We start from the raw sequence: 16,354 nt of genomic DNA on the forward strand, positions 1-16,354 counted from the left end.
ATTGCAAATCCCCAACCCCGTCACCGGGTATGGCATTAGCGCGGAGTTGGGGGGAGAGCTAGGGGTTTTTTGGGCGAGCACCGATCCGCCAAGTGTCATGAACTCAGCGGGAAGTAAAATAGGAGACTCTTCATTGAAACCGAGCAGGATGGTGCACGGCCTTGTTGTTCAGTCTTTGCGGCTACCGAGCTGGCGGTAGAGCTCGGCATAGGATTTCCCCATCCTTTCCGCCGTGAACAGGCGGACGTAGCGATCGCGCGCGGCTCGTCCCCAGCTTGCGGCCTCGGTCGGCCAATCGACCAGCCGGTTGATGGCCTCGGCGAGGCGTATCGGGTCCGATGGCGGAACAACGAGCCCGGTCCGGCCGGCTTCATTAACATAGCTTGTGCCCGTTCCGATTTCGCAAGAAATCAACGGTTTGCCGCACATGGCTGCCTCGGCGAGTGAAAGACCGTAAGCTTCGGACCTCTGATTCGACGGGAAAACGAAGCCGAGGCAGGTGCGTAGCAGAGCCATCTTGCGGGGTTCGGCTATCTCGCCAAGGAAAATCACATTATCGCGGCCCAGCGTCTCAGCCTGTTGCCTAAGCTCGCGCTCGACCGGTCCCGAGCCGGCAATCACAATCTTGCACCGCGCCTGGCCGGCGGCATGGATCAGGACATCCAGCCCCTTATAGTAGCGCAGAACGCCGACGAACAGCACGAAAGGCTCCGCGACTGTCGATCGGCACCAGACGTCGTCGGCCGCGCTCGGCGTTGGATAGGCGCCTTCGTCGATGCCGATGGGGATTATCTTCGATTTGGCCCTGAATGCCCTCAGAACAGGACTCGAGTCGAGATAGTTCGGCGATGTCGCCACGATAGCGTCGACAGCCCTGAGGAAGCGCATCATCAAGGGCCGGTAAAAAGGCAGGATAAGCCTCTGTTTGACGATGTCGGAATGATAGGTGACGACAGCCGGCTTGCCGTGGCGGGACTGAAAATGCACGACATCCATGAACGGCCATGGAAAGTGGTAGTGGACCAGATCGGCTTGTCTGGCGAGCGCACCGAACTTACGAAAGGCCTCGCGCGAAAATCCGGTGGACGCAAGCTCTAAATCCAGCCTGGCTTTTTGGGCCACATGGCCGTCAAGACGTCGCGTGTTTTCTTCCGGCGTGCGGCTCAACGAGAGCACCTGGGTTTCGACGCCGTGCCGGGCCGTGCTCTCGGCGATGGCATGGATGGTCCGCTCCACCCCGCCGAACGTGTCCGGCCAGTATGTCTTGAAGAAATGCAGGACTTTCACGCGCCGATCTTCCGTCTTTGCCGGATGGCCTGCTCGAAGATCCGCAGCATGTCCCTGGCGTGATTCTCCCGCCCTGAATTGTTCCGAGCCGGCGATCCGATTCCGGAATCCCTCCAATGACGGTCAGCCGACTGCGACCTTGAGGGTTTCATGGCGAAGGATATATCGGCGGTGTAACATAAGCCTCACCGCGAGCTTTCCGCCATGCATCGTCGATCACGCCTTGCATTGCTGCAATGAAGCCCTCTCGCGTGAAGGCCGCCGCCCGGGCTTCACAGTCCCGCCGCATCGCCGCCGCCCGCTCCGGTGGCAGGTCGCGCACTGCCCCGATCAGATCTTCGTTTGTGAACTCCGGAGATAGCAAGATGCCTGTCTTTCCAGGCTGGATGGTCTCCAATAAGCCGCCCTCTGCGACCCCAATAACTGGCTTGCCAGCTGCCATGGATTCCACCGGTGACATACCAAAATCCTCGTCGCGCGGTAGATAGATGGTCGCGATCGCGTTGCCCACAAGATCTGAAAGTTCCTCATCTTTCGTCCACCCGCGAAATTCGATATTCGAGGCGTCGGCTGCCAAGTGCTTGAGACGCTGCAGTTCTTCACCGCCAGAGGCGACGATGAGTTTCTGATCTGGTATCTTGAGAAAAGCTTTTACAATGCGATCGACGCGCTTCAGAGGCGAGAGACGCGCGGTAGAAAGGTAGTAGCCCGCCTGCCCACGCCATCCAAACCGATTGGTTTCCACTGGAGGATAGACGACCGCACAATCGAGGCCGAGATAACGGCGAAGCCGCAAGCGCGTATTGTCGGAATTCGCGACGATGACGTCCATTCGAGAGATGGCCTCGTGATAGCGCTTCTCGAAGAGCTTCGTGATGATTGGCGCGGCGAGCTGGGCCGCCCCGGGCAGCCTGCCGAAAAAGTGTTCGCGCTGGTCATAGAGAAATCGAGGCGGGGTATGGCAATAGAAAACATTCACGCCACTTGTCCGGCGATCTGGCGCGGCAAAGGGTGCAAAGGCGCCGCTGAAAATTCGGGTTGAGTAAGCGTGCATCATGTTTCGGGCGCGGGAGAAGCGCCAAGCCAATACTAGCGCTCGGATGCCAGGCCGGCGCAACGGTCGCCACAGCTCGAAGTCGACGGAAGGTCCAAACATATTGCTGGGATAGCTTTCATCTTCTCTAAAGCCGTAGACTAGGTCCGCTTCCAGCGCTTGCGCCAGAATCAAGGCCAAGCGCTCGCCGCCACCGCGAATCGCGAAATAGTCGTGAACAACCGCGGCTCGGCGCTGAGCCAACCCGACCTGCCTAAGTTTCGATGAGAGGTTTGTGCCTTGATTATCTGGCACATTGTTGGCGTCGGGGCGATTGGGAGGAGAAGTCAAGACAGCGGTTTCGCAGGTGTGCCGACATATGTACCGGCTTGCTCGATATTGCGGACGACGGTCGCACCCGCGCCGACGGTAACATTGTCGCAGATACCAACTCCGTCGATGACGGTAGCGCCCGCGCCGATCATCACGTTGCTGCCTATACGGCTCTTTCCCGCCAAGGTAGCGTTCACGGAAACATGCGAAAAATCACCTACCTCGCAATCATGCTCGACAACGGCCGCCGTGTTGACAATCACACCCAGGCCGATCCGTGCAAATGGGCCAACATGCGCATGGCGTCCGACGAAGGTCCCTCGGCCGATCTCGGCCCTCAACCCAATCGAGGCGCTTCGAGAGACAAGAGTAGCCAGCCTCCCGGTGTGGTCGGCGCACATCGTTTTTCGGATTCCGTTGTCGCCGATGGCAGGGAATATCGCCCACCCGTCTTCGATCTGATCCGGCAAGCTGCGCAACAAGACAAATCCTGCCATCGCCTGTATCTGGGCCGGGTTTGGATCCACGAAGACAAGGTTCTTGACGCCAATCTCGGAGGCTGCGTCAGCGACGCTGCGGCCATGCCCGCCCGAACCCAAAATGTAGAGTCCCCGAGGGAGATTCGCTGGCATTAAGCTGGAACCACTTGGCGATCCACGGCGATACGATTGGATATCACAATATCCTCCGAGCCCCATTCCAGATCCATTTGGAGAGGATCCCGCTGCACGGCATAGAGCGCCGCCTGTTCACCGGCAGCCACTCGATCTTGTGCGAACTGTCCACGTCAGGCCTTTTCCGAATGCCGTGTTAACCACCCAGAGCCCCCTAGACAAGCCATCCCAATGCTTATAGCTCATCGCCCCTGACTCGAGATATCCGAAGGGTTTGGCATTGTCTGAGAAACCCCGTAGAGCACTCTGGCTCATCAATCACAGCACTCTTCGCCAATTTGAGGTTCCGCTCTTGGAGTCGCTTGGCTATGAAGTGTTCCTTCCTAAAATATACCACTACGACGAGGCAAATCTAAGCGCTTCCGTGGATTTCAGTCGGGACAAGGGATTGACAATACCCCCAGATGATCTTGAGACGTTAAATAGGCATAATTTTTATCTAGGCATGTCTCCGGATGTAAGCGAGATAGCAAATAAGCATTTTGATATCGCTTTTTGTGCATTCTTTCCGGCCCAGCTAGCCGCATTGGTCAGGACGTTCAAAGGTCATATTGTACTTCGTCCTTTTGGTCTGTCGGGGGAAACAACTTATACGGATTTAACGATACAGAATTTGGATTTCTACTTCCTGCACGAGATCGAGAAGCGGCACGAGCGATTTTGGTTCGGCCAAGCCTATGACCATCTTGCCTCGATCGAGTCGGGAGTATTTAGACGCAGAGCGCTAACGCTTCCGCTGGGGCTCAGGGATGCTGTGGTAGAGAATACCTGGGTCGGCACAGATCAAAAGATACTATTTGTCTGTCCACGAATCGGGACTTCACCTTACTACAATACTATCTATGAACATTTCAAAAGTGTTTTTGGGAAATACCCTCACATTATAGCCGGCTCGCAGCCGATACAAATCGAAAATGACGTTAGTGTAACTGGTCGCTTATCTGACGAGGATTATAAGCGAGTAATGCGTGACACGCGCGTTATGTTTTATCATAGCCGCGAAGAACGACATCTCCACTACCATCCACTCGAGGCGGTGCGAGCTGGTATGCCGCTGATATTTATGGCGAGCGGCATGCTCGACCGTCTTGGCGGAATAGATTTACCAGGCCGATGCACCAGTGACAAACAGGCGCAAAGCAAAATTGACAGAATATTGAAAGGTGACAAGAAATTCATCCAATCTGTTATCTCCTCTCAGGCCAGCCTCCTGAACCAGCTTTCGAGTTCCTACTGCGAGCCAATCTGGCGAGCCCAATTCGCCAAGATTGAACAAAGCGCTGAATTTCGGAGCAATCCACCGCTGCAGTCTATAAATCGCAGTCGCCGCGTCGCTGTAATACTACCTCTGTCTTTCAGGGGAGGTTCCCTGAACATCGCTAAGATGACCGCGAAGATGCTGACGGTCGGAGCGGAACGAAATAACGATAAAGTTGAGGTTGTTTTTGCACATCCTGATGATAAAGTATATTCTGATCTTGATTTCTCTGATTTGAAAGAGCGCAATATAAAGACAAGGGCATATAATTGGAAATTAATTTCTCGGATTGAACTTTCTAGAATTCAAAAGTTAATTGGTTACAATAATAGACCTAAAGAGCAAGCTTACTGGCTTCCTGTCGATGATGCTACCGATCTGCTTGATTGTGACTTTTGGATTCTTTCAACCAATAGCATCGCTTGGCCTCTCGCGCCCTTGAGACCATATTGTGTTTTTGCGCAAGACTTCCTTCAGCGATATGTGCCGGAATCAATGGGCGATCACTACGAAAATGGGGCCATTCAAACCGCCCGACACGCAACGGCCGTCTTCGCCAGCACTCCCCACACATTGGAAGACGTGGTCCAGTACGTTGGCGTGCCGCGAGCCAGGACGGCCTTGGCGCCAATGGTCGCAGATTTCAGCAAGCTTCATGGACGGTCGCCAGCAGACCGGGAACAAGCATCCTACATGATTTGGACAACCAATGCAGCGCCTCACAAGAATCACATTATGACATTGGAGGCCCTCCAACACTATTACACGAGCCTGGAAGGCAAGCTGGATTGCTACGTCACGGGAGTGAACACTCATCAGTTGTCACCCAAATTCCAGGATAGCGGCGATGGGTCTGCAATCACGAAATACCCAGAATCAGTCCGATCTTTTCTACGCGCAAGCCCAACCCTTCGCCGGCATGTAAAGTTCTTGGGAGACCTTCCAGAGGATCGTTACGTTTCCGTTCTGAGCGGAGCTCGCTTTTTGCTGCACAACGTTATCATGGACAATGGCACCTTCTCTGTTGCTGAAGCGGCCTATGTTGGCACTCCGTCGTTGTCCAGTGACTACCCACCAATGCGATACCTGGCCGAACGATTCAATTTGAAACCCGATTTCTTCGATCCCAGAAACCCTATCGAACTGGCACAGCGAATGAAGGTGATGGAGGAGCGCTGGAGAGAGAAATCGCACAGCTTACCGAAGCCACAAACGTTAGAACTGAATAGCTGGGACGCGCGGAGCGCCGAATTTTACAGGCTTGTGCTGCCGTACCTCGGAGTTGTCTGATGAAAATTGGACTGTTCTTAGCTTACCGTCCCAACACGCCGTTCTCCAATCAAGGCCTCGGGCGCCTTATGGCTGAACTCTTGCGCGGCTTTTCTCAAACTTGTGGAGAACCGGTAACGGTTGTCTGTCCATCTTGGTTGGCTAGCGACGTCCAGAAGTTGACCTCTCGCCTCCCTGAAGGCTCAGTCCATATAGTCTCTCCTGCCAGGATACCAGTCATCGTTCGCATTCATCAAGTCCTCTTTAGGCAACGTACTCAGCCAAAAAAGGGACTTCTAGGGCAGTTACTTCATCGTTCAAGAAAGGCCGTATCTAGTGGCGCCGGTACGGCCTTTCGCGCGGTCATGGCCACCTTGAGCACGAGGAGTGTTCTAATCTTTTTCGTTGGCGTGCTTTCGCTTGCGATTGTTGCTGCAGCCGCTACGATTGCTCTCGCCCCGGTGTTCCTGATTGGTCTCTTAGTCGTGGCGGTTCTCTACGGAATCCCAAGACTAGAGAGGCAAGTTAAAATGTTTCGCAAACTCGCTTCGGTAAGGCGTGGCGCAGTTAATTTTGCAAGTCGTGCTCTTGGTGACCGTCCATCGCTGCTGGTGGCAATTTACAATACGGTTCATCGTAAAGAGGTATCAAATATGCTCTCGATAATAGATGGCTTGAGCGATATTGATATCTGGTACAGTCCAACGATATTTTGGCCGGAATTCAACCAGATCAAAAAGCCAACCGTTCAGTGTTATCCAGATATGGTCCTAGGAGAATTCCCCACTAGATTTGCTTTCGGTTCGCGAACCGATCGGCTCGATGCCGTATTTGATCAAGCCCTATCTGCAATACAGTCCGGTAAGTATTTTATCACCTATAGTTCCACGACGGCGGGTCCGTCACTTCACGATCGATTTGGCGTTCCTCGCGACAGCATCATAACTATACCGCATGCGGCGATGGATTTATCCGGAAATGTGCTGGTCCATGGCACCCCCGATGCTAAGGCGGCCACGGATAAGTTTGCGCGGGTGAAACTGACAGAATTTCAGCGAGCAAGATGGAATGATGATCGCTATTTGCATGATTTCGATTTTACAGACTGCCAGTACTTATTCTACGCGTCCCAGTTTAGGCCTAACAAAAACATCCTTAACCTTTTAAAAGCTTATGAAATAGTTCTAAGGAGGAAATTTTATCAATGCAAGCTGATCCTCACAGGACACCTCGACTATGCCCCGGAGGTGAGGAAATTTCTCGAAGAGCGGCGCCTAGGGTACGACGTGATATTGGCGCAGGATGTGTCGGATCAGATGCTAGCCGCCCTTTATCGAGGCGCGGCCCTCGCGGTAAATCCCACCCTCTATGAGGGCGGCTTTCCATTCACATTCACAGAGGCGATGTCTGTAGGGACACCGGTCATCATGAGTCGAATCCCTCAGACCGAGGAATTCATTAAGGAAGAGCTTGCGGATCAGATGCTCTTCGACCCGCTGTCGCCAGAGGAGATTGCCGAGAAGATTGTGTTTGGCCTCAACCATCGAAGCGAACTTTATGATCTGCAATTTCCTCTGTATGAGCTGCTGCGTGAGCGCACTTGGCGAGACGTGGCAAGGGAGCACGTCGTTGCATTTGAGAAAATTCTAGCTGACCACAATTCGCGACCCCGTCGGACAATGGAATAAGTCGCTTCCCTCACCGGGGATATCAGCCGATACGGCTTAGCGGATGCCGACTATCCTGCAATTCCGTTAATGCGCCGATACGTGGTGATGGCGTCCTCCATCGGACCATCAAAGGCAACGTTGCCATGATGAAGCACAACACCGCGCTTGCAGAGCGACAGCAAGGTGTTGAAGTCATGTGAGGCCAAAACTAGTATTTCGGCATTGTCCACAAGGTCCATGATGCGCTTCTTGGCTTTCGCCATGAAGTTCGCATCGCCTGCGCCGACAACCTCGTCGAGCAGAAGTATGTCGCCGCCGACTGCGGTCGATATCGCAAAGGCCAGTCTGACCTGCATTCCGGCTGAATAGGTCTTGATCGGATAGTCGATGAATTCACCCAGATCTGCAAATTCTGCGATCTCTTCCTCGACCGACCGCATGAATTTCGGCGTGAGACCAAGCAGAAGACCCCGATACAGAATGTTCTCTCGCCCAGTCGCATCCGGCTCGAAGCCCAGACTGAGATCGAAGAGCGACCGTACGGTGCCTGTCACCGTACGCATTCCCGACGAAATGGGATATAGCCCGGCAACCACTTTAAGGAACGTGCTTTTACCTGCACCGTTATGCCCGAGCAGACCTACCCGCTCTCCCTCTTCTATCTGGACGCAGGTATCCTTCAGTGCATGGATGTCCAAGATCTCTTTCTTCTTAAGCCGAAAGCTTAACGAAGAAGCAAGGGCGGCCTTTAAGGAGGACTCGCGAAAAGCCGTCGAAGCATAGTGCAAATTGACGTTTTCAAGCCGTATCGCGTTCCTCATAGGTAGAAGATCACCTTCTTTTCGGCGCCACGTCCGACGGCGACGGCGAACACTGCGAGTAGCGCGGCCGTACCGATGCACCACCCGTAGTTCGAGGGCGTAGGCCACTCGCCCCGCAGCAACGGGGCTCTGACGATCTCGAGCAAGTGGTAGATAGGGTTGTAGTCCAGAAGGACATGCAAATTGCCCTTACGGAAGACAGAAGTCTCGAAATAGATCGGTGAGACAAACCACATGGCCTGCATAATGAGGCCGAGTGCGTGCGGCAGATCGCGGAAACGGGTGCCGATATAAGCCATCAGGGTTGCCCATGGCCAGGCGATCATTGCCAGTATCGGAAAGATCGTAAGAGCTGCGAACCAACTCCAGGACAAATTTTGCGGAAAAACAACGAGGACCCAGACCACGAGCGCCGTGCTGGCAAGTCCGAGCACGAACAGACCTGTCAGCACGTTGCGTAACGTATAAATGGCAAGCGGGTGTCTGGTCTGCTTGATGTAGGCGTCTGCCTGAACAAAAGCCAAAGCACCCCCGATGACTGTCGATATGACGTACTCCCAGATGATCATTCCTGAGAGAATATACGGCGCATAGGCCCCGAGCGAACTTCCAAAGATATTGCTGAAGACAACAGAAAGGAGCAGCGTCAGCCCGAGTGGCTGCAAGATTGACCAGAACACGCCGAAAAAGGAGCGCCTCCAGCGCGCGCGAAGATCGGCCATGGACAGATGCCACCAGAAGTAGCGCGCCGCCCATACGCCTTTCATGTAGTCAAGCAAGGTCATATCCGATTCTATCGAAAAAGGACGTGACGGCTTCCCAGATGTGCTCAAGCTGTTCAGACGTCAATGTTGGATAGCTGGGCAGATTAATTCCGCAGGCGCTTATGCTCTCTGCAACAGGCAGTGCGACGTCTGCACGGCAATGCGGCATGAGATGGGCAGGTGGGAAAAAGGGCCGCGTTTCGACCTGATGTTCCACGAGATGTTTGCGCAGCGGGTCCCGTTGCGCAGGATCATCGACAACAATGGAGCACATCCAGAAGGAATGATCCACCGGTCCGACCGGGTCATGAGTCCGCAAAGGTAGGCCAGCAAATGCTTGCCTGTAGCTTTCCGCGACAGCCTTTTTGCGCGCAAGAAAGCTATCGGCCATCTCGATCTGTGCCAGCCCGATTGCCGCCTGGATATTGGTCATTCGATAATTATAGGCAAGCACGTCATGCCAGTATTCACGGGTCGGGGAGACGCCCTGGCTTTTCAGGCGCCGGCATTTGTCCATCACATCAGCCGATCGCGCCAGAACCATTCCGCCTTCGCCCGTTGTGATTGTTTTATTCCCGAAGAAACTGAAAGTGGCGACATCCCCAAAAGTGCCAACATGCTGGCCTTTCCAGCGGCTTCCGAACCCTTCCGCGCAATCCTCAATGAGCAGCAAATCATGATCGCGGCAGAGGGTCGAGATCGCATCCATATTGCAGGGATGCCCATACAAATGCACCGCCATGACCGCGCGGGTTCTGGGGGTTATGGCGTTCCGCATTGCTTGCGGATCCACCTGCAGCGTGTCCTGCAACGAGTCGACGTACACCGGCGTCGCGCCGGTCTGCAAAATAGTGTTGACCGTCGCTATGTAAGTGAAACTGGGAACGATGACCTCGTCGCCAGCACCGATGCCCAGCGCCTCCAATGCAAGATGAAGGGCGACGGTGCCGTTCGCAACGCTAGTGGCCAGGCTGGCACCAACATACTTCGCAAAAGCGTCCTCAAATCGCGAAATAAACGCGCCCCGCGAGGAAATCCAACCCGTTGTCAAACACTCATTGACGTACGCGGATACGTTTCCACCAAGGTATGGCTCATATACTGGAATGCGTGACATGTTTATTCTGGACGAGCAAAGGGTTGATAACCATGTTCTGCAAGCAACTGCTCTCGCCGCGCACCCTTGAAGTCCTCATGAATCATTTCTTTGACCAGCTCGGCGAACTTGATCTTAGGCTCCCAACCAAGCTTCTTTTTGGCCTTGCTGGCATCCCCAAGAAGCGTTTCAACCTCCGCTGGGCGGAAGTAGCGAGGGTCAACAGCTACGACGCAATTACCGCTTTTTGCGTCGTATCCATTTTCGTCGACGCCTTCGCCTTCCCATCGGATATCAATGCCCAGTTCTGCAGCCGCAAGGGTAACAAATTCGCGCACTGAGTGTTGTTCACCAGTTGCGATGACAAAATCTTCCGGCGCCTCTTGCTGCAGCATCAGCCATTGCATCTCGACATAGTCTTTCGCATGTCCCCAATCACGCAAAGAGTTCAGATTGCCTAGGTAAAGCCTTTCTTGTATTCCTAGCTTGATACGGGCGAGAGCCCGCGTAATCTTGCGTGTTACAAACGTCTCGCCCCGCATCGGCGACTCGTGATTGAACAAAATGCCGTTGCACGCGTAAATACCGAACGCTTCGCGATAATTGACCGTAATCCAATACGCATACAATTTGGCCACAGCGTATGGAGACCTTGGATAGAATGGCGTGGTCTCCTTTTGGGGCGTCTCTTGCACAAGCCCGTACAGCTCGGACGTAGACGCCTGATAGAAGCGGACCTTTTTCTCCATGCCAAGAATGCGAATGGCTTCCAAAATCCTCAGAGCGCCTAAAGCGTCGGAATTTGCGGTATATTCGGGCTCCTCAAAAGAAACGGCAACGTGGCTTTGTGCGGCGAGATTATAAATCTCGTCAGGCTTCACAAGTTGAATAACCCGCATAAGACTCGATGAATCCGTCAGGTCGCCGTGATGCAATGTCAAGTCCACACCTTTTTCATGTGGATCATGGTACAAATGGTCGATACGGTCTGTATTAAAAAGCGATGTACGACGTCTTATGCCATGCACCGAATAGCCTTTTTCGAGCAAGAGTTCCGCCAGATAGGCACCGTCTTGCCCGGTGATGCCGGTTATCAAGGCTGTCTTTGTCATCAATGCTCTCGATACTATCTAATGATCCGCACTGCCAGCCGATGAACCCTCAGGCCCGACCATAAACGTCGTCGAACCGCACGATATCGTCTTCACCAAGATACTCCCCGCTTTGCACTTCGATCATCACAAGCGGAAGGACGCCCGGATTTTCCAGACGATGCTTGTGGCCGCAGGGAATGTAGGTGGACTGATTGATCGTGAGCAGGATTTCGCTCTCGCCATTAACGACCCCGGCAGTTCCGCTCACCACCACCCAGTGCTCGGAGCGATGATGGTGCGCCTGGAGGCTCAGGCGGGCGCCTGGCTTCACTTCAATGCGCTTGATCTTGAAGCGGTGCCCTTCCTCCAGCACGGTATAGGTGCCCCACGGGCGATGCACCGTGCGGTGCAGTGTTGCCGTCTCGTGCCCCTCCGCCTTGAGGCGGTTATAGAGGTCCTTCACTTCCTGTGCTTTGTCCTTGCGCGCGACCAGAAGCGCGTCCGGCGTGTCCACGATCAAGAGATCCGAAACGCCGACAAGACCGACCAGCCGATCTTCGCTATGCACGTAGCAGTTCGCCGCGTCGTGCAGAATTGTTTCGCCGGTGGCGCGGTTGCCCTTGTCGTCGGCCGAAACAAGTTCCGACAGCACGGACCATGAGCCGATGTCCGACCAATCGAAACCGCAGGACACGAAACCCACGTTCCTTGCATTCTCCATCACGGCGTAGTCGATAGAAACAGCGGGAACAGCCGCGAAGCTGTCCCTATCCACCTCGACGGTGAGCCGGTCCGTGCCATCCGTTGTCCTGCCTTTCTCGAGGGCTGTGCGCGCACAGGACAAGATGTCCGGGCACAGGTCCCGCATGGCTTCCAGCATCGAGCGAGCCGTGAAACAGAACATCCCTGAGTTCCAGAAGAAACGGCCGGTAGCGATAAATTGGGCTGCGGTGGCCGCGTTCGGTTTTTCCACGAACCGAAGAACTCTATCCCCCTCGGCCTCGACATAGCCAAAGCCCGTTTCCGGGCGGTCGGGCTTCACGCCGAATGTGACAATCTGACCTGAGGCCGCAAGCGCCGCCGCTCTCGCGACACTCGCGCGGAAGCCGGCCTGATCCAGTATCAGATGATCAGCAGGGAGCACGACTAGGACGGCGTCCGGGTTCTCGTGCGCGACGTGCACTGCCGCGAGCGCAACTGCGGCCGCCGTGTCGCGGCCGAACGGCTCCAGCAGGAATGTGTTCTTCACGCCAGGAGCCCCCACCTCCGAATATTCATCGGCGGTAAGAAACAGCAGGTCGCGGTTGGTGACCGTCACGACATGATCGACTCCTTCGAGCTCCACGGCGCGCGCGTAAGTCTTTCGAATCAACGTCCCGCCCTCCGGCAGCGGGATGAAGGGCTTCGGATGCAATGCGCGGGAAATCGGCCAGAGCCGAGAGCCGACGCCGCCGCTTATGATGACAGGGACGATATTGGTCAACTTCAACTCTCTAAGATCTGAGCCCCGGCCAGAGCGAGACTCCAGCCGAGCAATTCGTCTGCGCGGGATTCCGCTTTTGCCTCGACGTAGCAGCGCAATTCGGGCGCGTTACCTGACGCACGAAAGTGCACAACTTCTCCGTTAGGGACGGTGATACGCACGCCGTCATGGTTGTCAATATTCCCGATGCCCCCGAGATCCGCGAAGATATTGTCGGCATAGGCTGCGTCAGCCGCCAACTTGCCAAGAAAGGAGGCGCTATTCTCGCTCGGGACTCCCTCGAGCCGACCGCTGGCGGCGGCAAGAAAGCGAAAGTCGGCCGCTATCTCGGCGAGTGGGCGACCATTCTTTGCGATGACTGCAAGCGTGCAGACAATTGGCAGTATTGAATCCCGCGTCTGCAAAGCCGGGAGGATGCGCCCACCTCGCTCGACGGACGAACCCAGGAGAACCCCGCCATTCGCCTCGAAGCCCACGACACATCTTGCGCTTTGGGCGAGAGCGGTGCCGAGACCTTCGATGACATAGGGCGAGCCCACGCGTGTGCGGATCACCCTTGCGAAATGACCGCAGCGGTCCAGACCGGAATTGGAACTGACCGGTGTGACAACACAGTCGGCACCCAGGACATTTGCCGTGATTGCACCGACCAGATCGCCGCGCACGAAAGTACCGCTGGCGTCCGCAACGAGCGGCCTATCGCCATCGCCATCGGTAGACACGATCGCGTCGAACGATTCCGCTGCCGCCCAATCCTTGAGAAGCGCCACATCTTCCTGCCTGAGCGCCTCTGTATCGACCGGAATGAAATGTTCGGCCCTGCCCAGAGGTACCGTTTCAGCCCCCAGTCCGCGAAGAATATCGACGACAACGTCTCTTGCCACGGACGAGTGCTGGTAGACGCCGACGCGCAGGCCAGAAAGGCTGCCTTTTTCAAAGAAATCCAGGAAGCGGTCCATGTAGCCCTGGAACGGCTCGGGCCTCAGCCGCACGGGATCAACCGGCGACAGGAGCGGAACGGCATCCCCGATGGCTGCGTGGATTTCGACGATGTCGCGTTCATCGCGCTTATCGATCTCCCCGTCCGCCCGGTAAAATTTGAGCCCATTTCTGTCGTCGGGAATGTGACTGCCAGTGACCATTATTGCCGGAGCGTTCTCGCCCGTGGCGTAAAGCGCAAGCGCGGGCGTGGGTAATGCTCCACAATCGACCGGCACAAGTCGGGACGCGGCGATCGCTGAATGAACCAGCTGCGCGATCTGGGGACTGGAGGCGCGTAGGTCACGTCCGACAAAAACCTCCGAGCCTTCGTTCAACAAGTTCCGATTCTGGAGCATGCGCAGGAAAGCGACGGTGTAGCTAAATGCCGGCGCGCCTCGGAGCTCGCTGACTAGGCCGCGCAGTCCACTGGTACCAAACTTCACAGTCACCCTTTGCGACCCTTTCCGAAGAAATTTGGCTTGGTGCAAGTTAGGCAAACTGACATCGTTTTCGCGCGGGCCGCCCGAGCATTACGGCAGATGCGGAGCATCAGATAACGCATCGCTACAGATCAGGGCCACCTGAGCGGCCTGCCGTGTATTTCCATTTAACATTAGATATTTCTAACATTATTGGACAGAGGAACGCTCTTCTGCCTTCTGCAAGGATAGCGCCTTTCAAGAAGGTCTCCTTGAATTGCCGAGCCCCCCGACCCCGCAAGCTGCTCGTGCTTATGTTTCGCGAAGTGGCTTGTCAATCTCTGGCTGAACCTACACACAGCGGCTTCGCCATTTACACCAGATGCCAGAGAGCGAAGCCTCAACACGTCGAAACAAAAAGCCGGCGCGTGAGCGCCGGCTTATGGTTGATCTGTTCGAACGGAATTTCAGGACTGCTCCGGCAGCAGCGCCCAGACCGCCGGCACGAGACTCGCGGCCAGCGCCACCTTGATCAGGTCGCCGGCGATGAACGGCGCGACGCCGAACTGCCAGGACTTTTCCGGTCCGATGAGCGCCGCCAGCCAGGCAAAGCCCATCGCCATCATGACGATCTCGGCGGCAAGCATGGCGCCGAACAGCTTGAAGGGGTGGCGGTCCCAGCCGCGGTCGGCGGCCCAGCCGGCGATCGCCGCCATCACCACGAAGCCGGCAAGGTAGCCGCCGGTGGAGCCCAGCATATAAGCGATGCCGAGGCCCTTTTCCGGCGTGCCCTGGAACACCGGCAAACCAAAAGCGCCCTCGGCGAGGTAGAGAAGGAGCGTCGCGACGGCAAGACGCATGCCGAAGGCCGAGGCGATCAGCAGCACCGCAAGCGTCTGCAGCGAGATGTCGACCGGGCCCAACACCACTTTCGTCTTCGCCGACAGGGTGAGCAGGAGGGTTCCTGCAAGCGCCAGAAAGAGCTGGCTGGCAAGCCGGGCCGCGCCCTGGTCGGGCAGAGCGAGAGAAACGAGCGGGCGCATCGTGGTTGCAGTTGCCATAGTATTCCCCATCGTGGCTGATTTGCTGGCTTTGATGCGCGTCGCGGAGAAACGAGTTCAGGCGGCGCGCTTCAAGATTTTGTCCTGATGCGTGTCGTTCTCCCAAGACCGCTGCGCAGTTTTGGGCGACATGCATTGATTTTCCTATATTGGCTTCCGCAGGATGCGGCAATCATTTTGCCGCGAGCAGCAGGACCCGGCATGACACTTGAATTCGACGCACGCTTCGCTCCTGCCTATGGCCAGGCGGTCACGGTCGCTCCGGACGTCCAGCGCGTCACGGCCAGGAACCCGAGCCCGTTCACCTTCCACGGCACCAACAGCTACCTCGTCGGCCGCGACACGCTGGCAGTGATCGATCCTGGTCCGGACGACGATGAGCATCTCGGAACGCTGCTCACGGCAATAGGCGGCAGGCCGGTCAGCCATATCTTCGTCAGCCATACCCACCGCGATCATTCGCCGCTCGCGGCGCGGCTGAAAGAACGCACGGGCGCTCCCGTGCTCGCCGAGGGCCCGCATCGGCCGGCGCGGCGGCTGCGCATCGGCGAGATCAATCCGCTGGATGCCAGTGCCGATTTGGGCTTCGTGCCCGACATTGCGCTGGCGGACGGCAGCCTTACCCATGGCGACGGCTGGGCGATCCGCACCGTGCTGACGCCAGGGCATACCGCCAACCACGCGGCCTTTGCGCTGGAGGGGACAGGCATCCTGTTTTCGGCCGACCATGTCATGGCCTGGGCCACATCCATCGTGGCGCCGCCCGACGGGGCGATGGCCGACTATATGAAATCGCTCGACCGGCTGATCGAGCGCGACGACCGCCTGCTGTTGCCCGGCCATGGCGGACCGGTGACCGCGCCGCGCGGCTTCATGCGCGGGCTGAAGTCGCATCGCAAGATACGCGAGCAGGCGATCCTGGAACGCATCCTGAGCGGCGACCGAACCATCAAGGAGATGGTCGCGGCGATCTATCGCGACACCGACCCGCGGCTGCACGGCGCAGCCGGCCTGTCGGTTCTCGCGCATCTCGAGGACCTGGTGGCCCGCGGTCTCGTCGCCAGCGAAGGCGACCCGGCGATCGACGGCATTTTCAGGCCTGCCGGTTAAC

Annotated in this window: 13 protein-coding genes; 3 read left to right on the plus strand and 10 right to left on the minus strand. The window is 56.3% G+C overall.

What is annotated here, in order from left to right:
- Positions 1-168 precede the first annotated feature (168 nt).
- The 3 genes from A9K71_RS16735 to A9K71_RS16745 form a co-directional block, all read right to left on the minus strand.
- Entirely contained in the window at positions 169-1,287 is a 1,119-nt protein-coding gene (locus A9K71_RS16735; protein ID WP_066997819.1) for a glycosyltransferase, read from the minus strand.
- Positions 1,288-1,435: 148 nt separating this feature from the next.
- A complete protein-coding gene (locus A9K71_RS16740; RefSeq protein ID WP_156752694.1) occupies positions 1,436-2,671 on the minus strand; it encodes a glycosyltransferase in 1,236 nt (411 codons plus the stop codon).
- Entirely contained in the window at positions 2,668-3,285 is a 618-nt protein-coding gene (locus tag A9K71_RS16745) for an acetyltransferase (protein WP_066997827.1), read from the minus strand. The genes A9K71_RS16740 and A9K71_RS16745 overlap by 4 nt, the downstream gene beginning before the upstream one ends.
- 262 nt (positions 3,286-3,547) lie before the next feature.
- Here A9K71_RS16745 and A9K71_RS16750 point away from each other — a divergent pair, with 262 nt between their 5' ends.
- Together A9K71_RS16750 and A9K71_RS30515 are read left to right on the plus strand one after the other, a co-directional pair.
- Complete coding sequence (locus A9K71_RS16750; protein ID WP_066997830.1) at positions 3,548-5,875, plus strand: hypothetical protein; 2,328 nt, start codon at positions 3,548-3,550, stop codon at positions 5,873-5,875.
- Complete coding sequence (locus A9K71_RS30515) at positions 5,875-7,542, plus strand: glycosyltransferase (protein WP_082980558.1); 1,668 nt, start codon at positions 5,875-5,877, stop codon at positions 7,540-7,542. Before A9K71_RS16750 ends, A9K71_RS30515 begins: the two co-directional genes overlap by 1 nt.
- Positions 7,543-7,592: 50 nt before the next feature.
- On the opposite strand, the gene A9K71_RS16760 is transcribed toward A9K71_RS30515, so the two are convergent.
- The 7 genes from A9K71_RS16760 to A9K71_RS16790 all read right to left on the minus strand — a co-directional run bounded on the left by A9K71_RS16760 (position 7,593) and on the right by A9K71_RS16790 (position 15,243).
- A complete protein-coding gene (locus tag A9K71_RS16760; protein ID WP_066997836.1) occupies positions 7,593-8,345 on the minus strand; it encodes an ABC transporter ATP-binding protein in 753 nt (250 codons plus the stop codon).
- Complete coding sequence (locus tag A9K71_RS16765) at positions 8,342-9,124, minus strand: ABC transporter permease (protein ID WP_066998191.1); 783 nt, start codon at positions 9,122-9,124, stop codon at positions 8,342-8,344. Before A9K71_RS16765 ends, A9K71_RS16760 begins: the two co-directional genes overlap by 4 nt.
- Entirely contained in the window at positions 9,117-10,226 is a 1,110-nt protein-coding gene (locus A9K71_RS16770; protein ID WP_066997839.1) for a DegT/DnrJ/EryC1/StrS aminotransferase family protein, read from the minus strand. Before A9K71_RS16770 ends, A9K71_RS16765 begins: the two co-directional genes overlap by 8 nt.
- A gap of 2 nt (positions 10,227-10,228) precedes the next feature.
- Positions 10,229-11,317, minus strand: a complete 1,089-nt coding sequence (gmd, locus tag A9K71_RS16775) for a GDP-mannose 4,6-dehydratase (protein WP_066997842.1) — start codon at positions 11,315-11,317, stop codon at positions 10,229-10,231.
- A 49-nt stretch (positions 11,318-11,366) separates the two neighbouring features.
- Positions 11,367-12,782, minus strand: a complete 1,416-nt coding sequence (locus A9K71_RS16780) for a mannose-1-phosphate guanylyltransferase/mannose-6-phosphate isomerase (protein WP_066997844.1) — start codon at positions 12,780-12,782, stop codon at positions 11,367-11,369.
- Between the two features lie 2 nt (positions 12,783-12,784).
- Positions 12,785-14,212 (minus strand): phosphomannomutase, encoded by a 1,428-nt coding sequence (locus tag A9K71_RS16785; protein ID WP_066997847.1) that lies wholly within the window; start codon positions 14,210-14,212, stop codon positions 12,785-12,787.
- A gap of 437 nt (positions 14,213-14,649) precedes the next feature.
- Complete coding sequence (locus A9K71_RS16790; RefSeq protein ID WP_066997850.1) at positions 14,650-15,243, minus strand: biotin transporter BioY; 594 nt, start codon at positions 15,241-15,243, stop codon at positions 14,650-14,652.
- Positions 15,244-15,444: 201 nt separating this feature from the next.
- On the opposite strand from A9K71_RS16790, the gene A9K71_RS16795 reads away from it, so the two are divergent.
- Positions 15,445-16,353, plus strand: coding sequence for an MBL fold metallo-hydrolase (locus A9K71_RS16795; protein ID WP_066997853.1), 909 nt, complete (start codon positions 15,445-15,447; stop codon positions 16,351-16,353).
- The last annotated feature ends 1 nt before the right edge of the window (position 16,354 follow it).

The sequence above is a fragment of the Mesorhizobium sp. WSM3873 genome (assembly GCF_001672445.1).
Lineage (GTDB): Bacteria > Pseudomonadota > Alphaproteobacteria > Rhizobiales > Rhizobiaceae > Mesorhizobium.

Coding starts and splice junctions, on each gene's coding strand:
- A9K71_RS30515 (WP_082980558.1), top strand. CDS start 5,875: ATGAAAATTGGACTGTTCTTAGCTTACCGTCCCAACACGCCGTTCTCC.
- A9K71_RS16760 (WP_066997836.1), bottom strand. CDS start 8,345: ATGAGGAACGCGATACGGCTTGAAAACGTCAATTTGCACTATGCTTCG.
- A9K71_RS16790 (WP_066997850.1), bottom strand. CDS start 15,243: ATGGCAACTGCAACCACGATGCGCCCGCTCGTTTCTCTCGCTCTGCCC.
- A9K71_RS16770 (WP_066997839.1), bottom strand. CDS start 10,226: ATGTCACGCATTCCAGTATATGAGCCATACCTTGGTGGAAACGTATCC.
- gmd (WP_066997842.1), bottom strand. CDS start 11,317: ATGACAAAGACAGCCTTGATAACCGGCATCACCGGGCAAGACGGTGCC.
- A9K71_RS16745 (WP_066997827.1), bottom strand. CDS start 3,285: ATGCCAGCGAATCTCCCTCGGGGACTCTACATTTTGGGTTCGGGCGGG.
- A9K71_RS16795 (WP_066997853.1), top strand. CDS start 15,445: ATGACACTTGAATTCGACGCACGCTTCGCTCCTGCCTATGGCCAGGCG.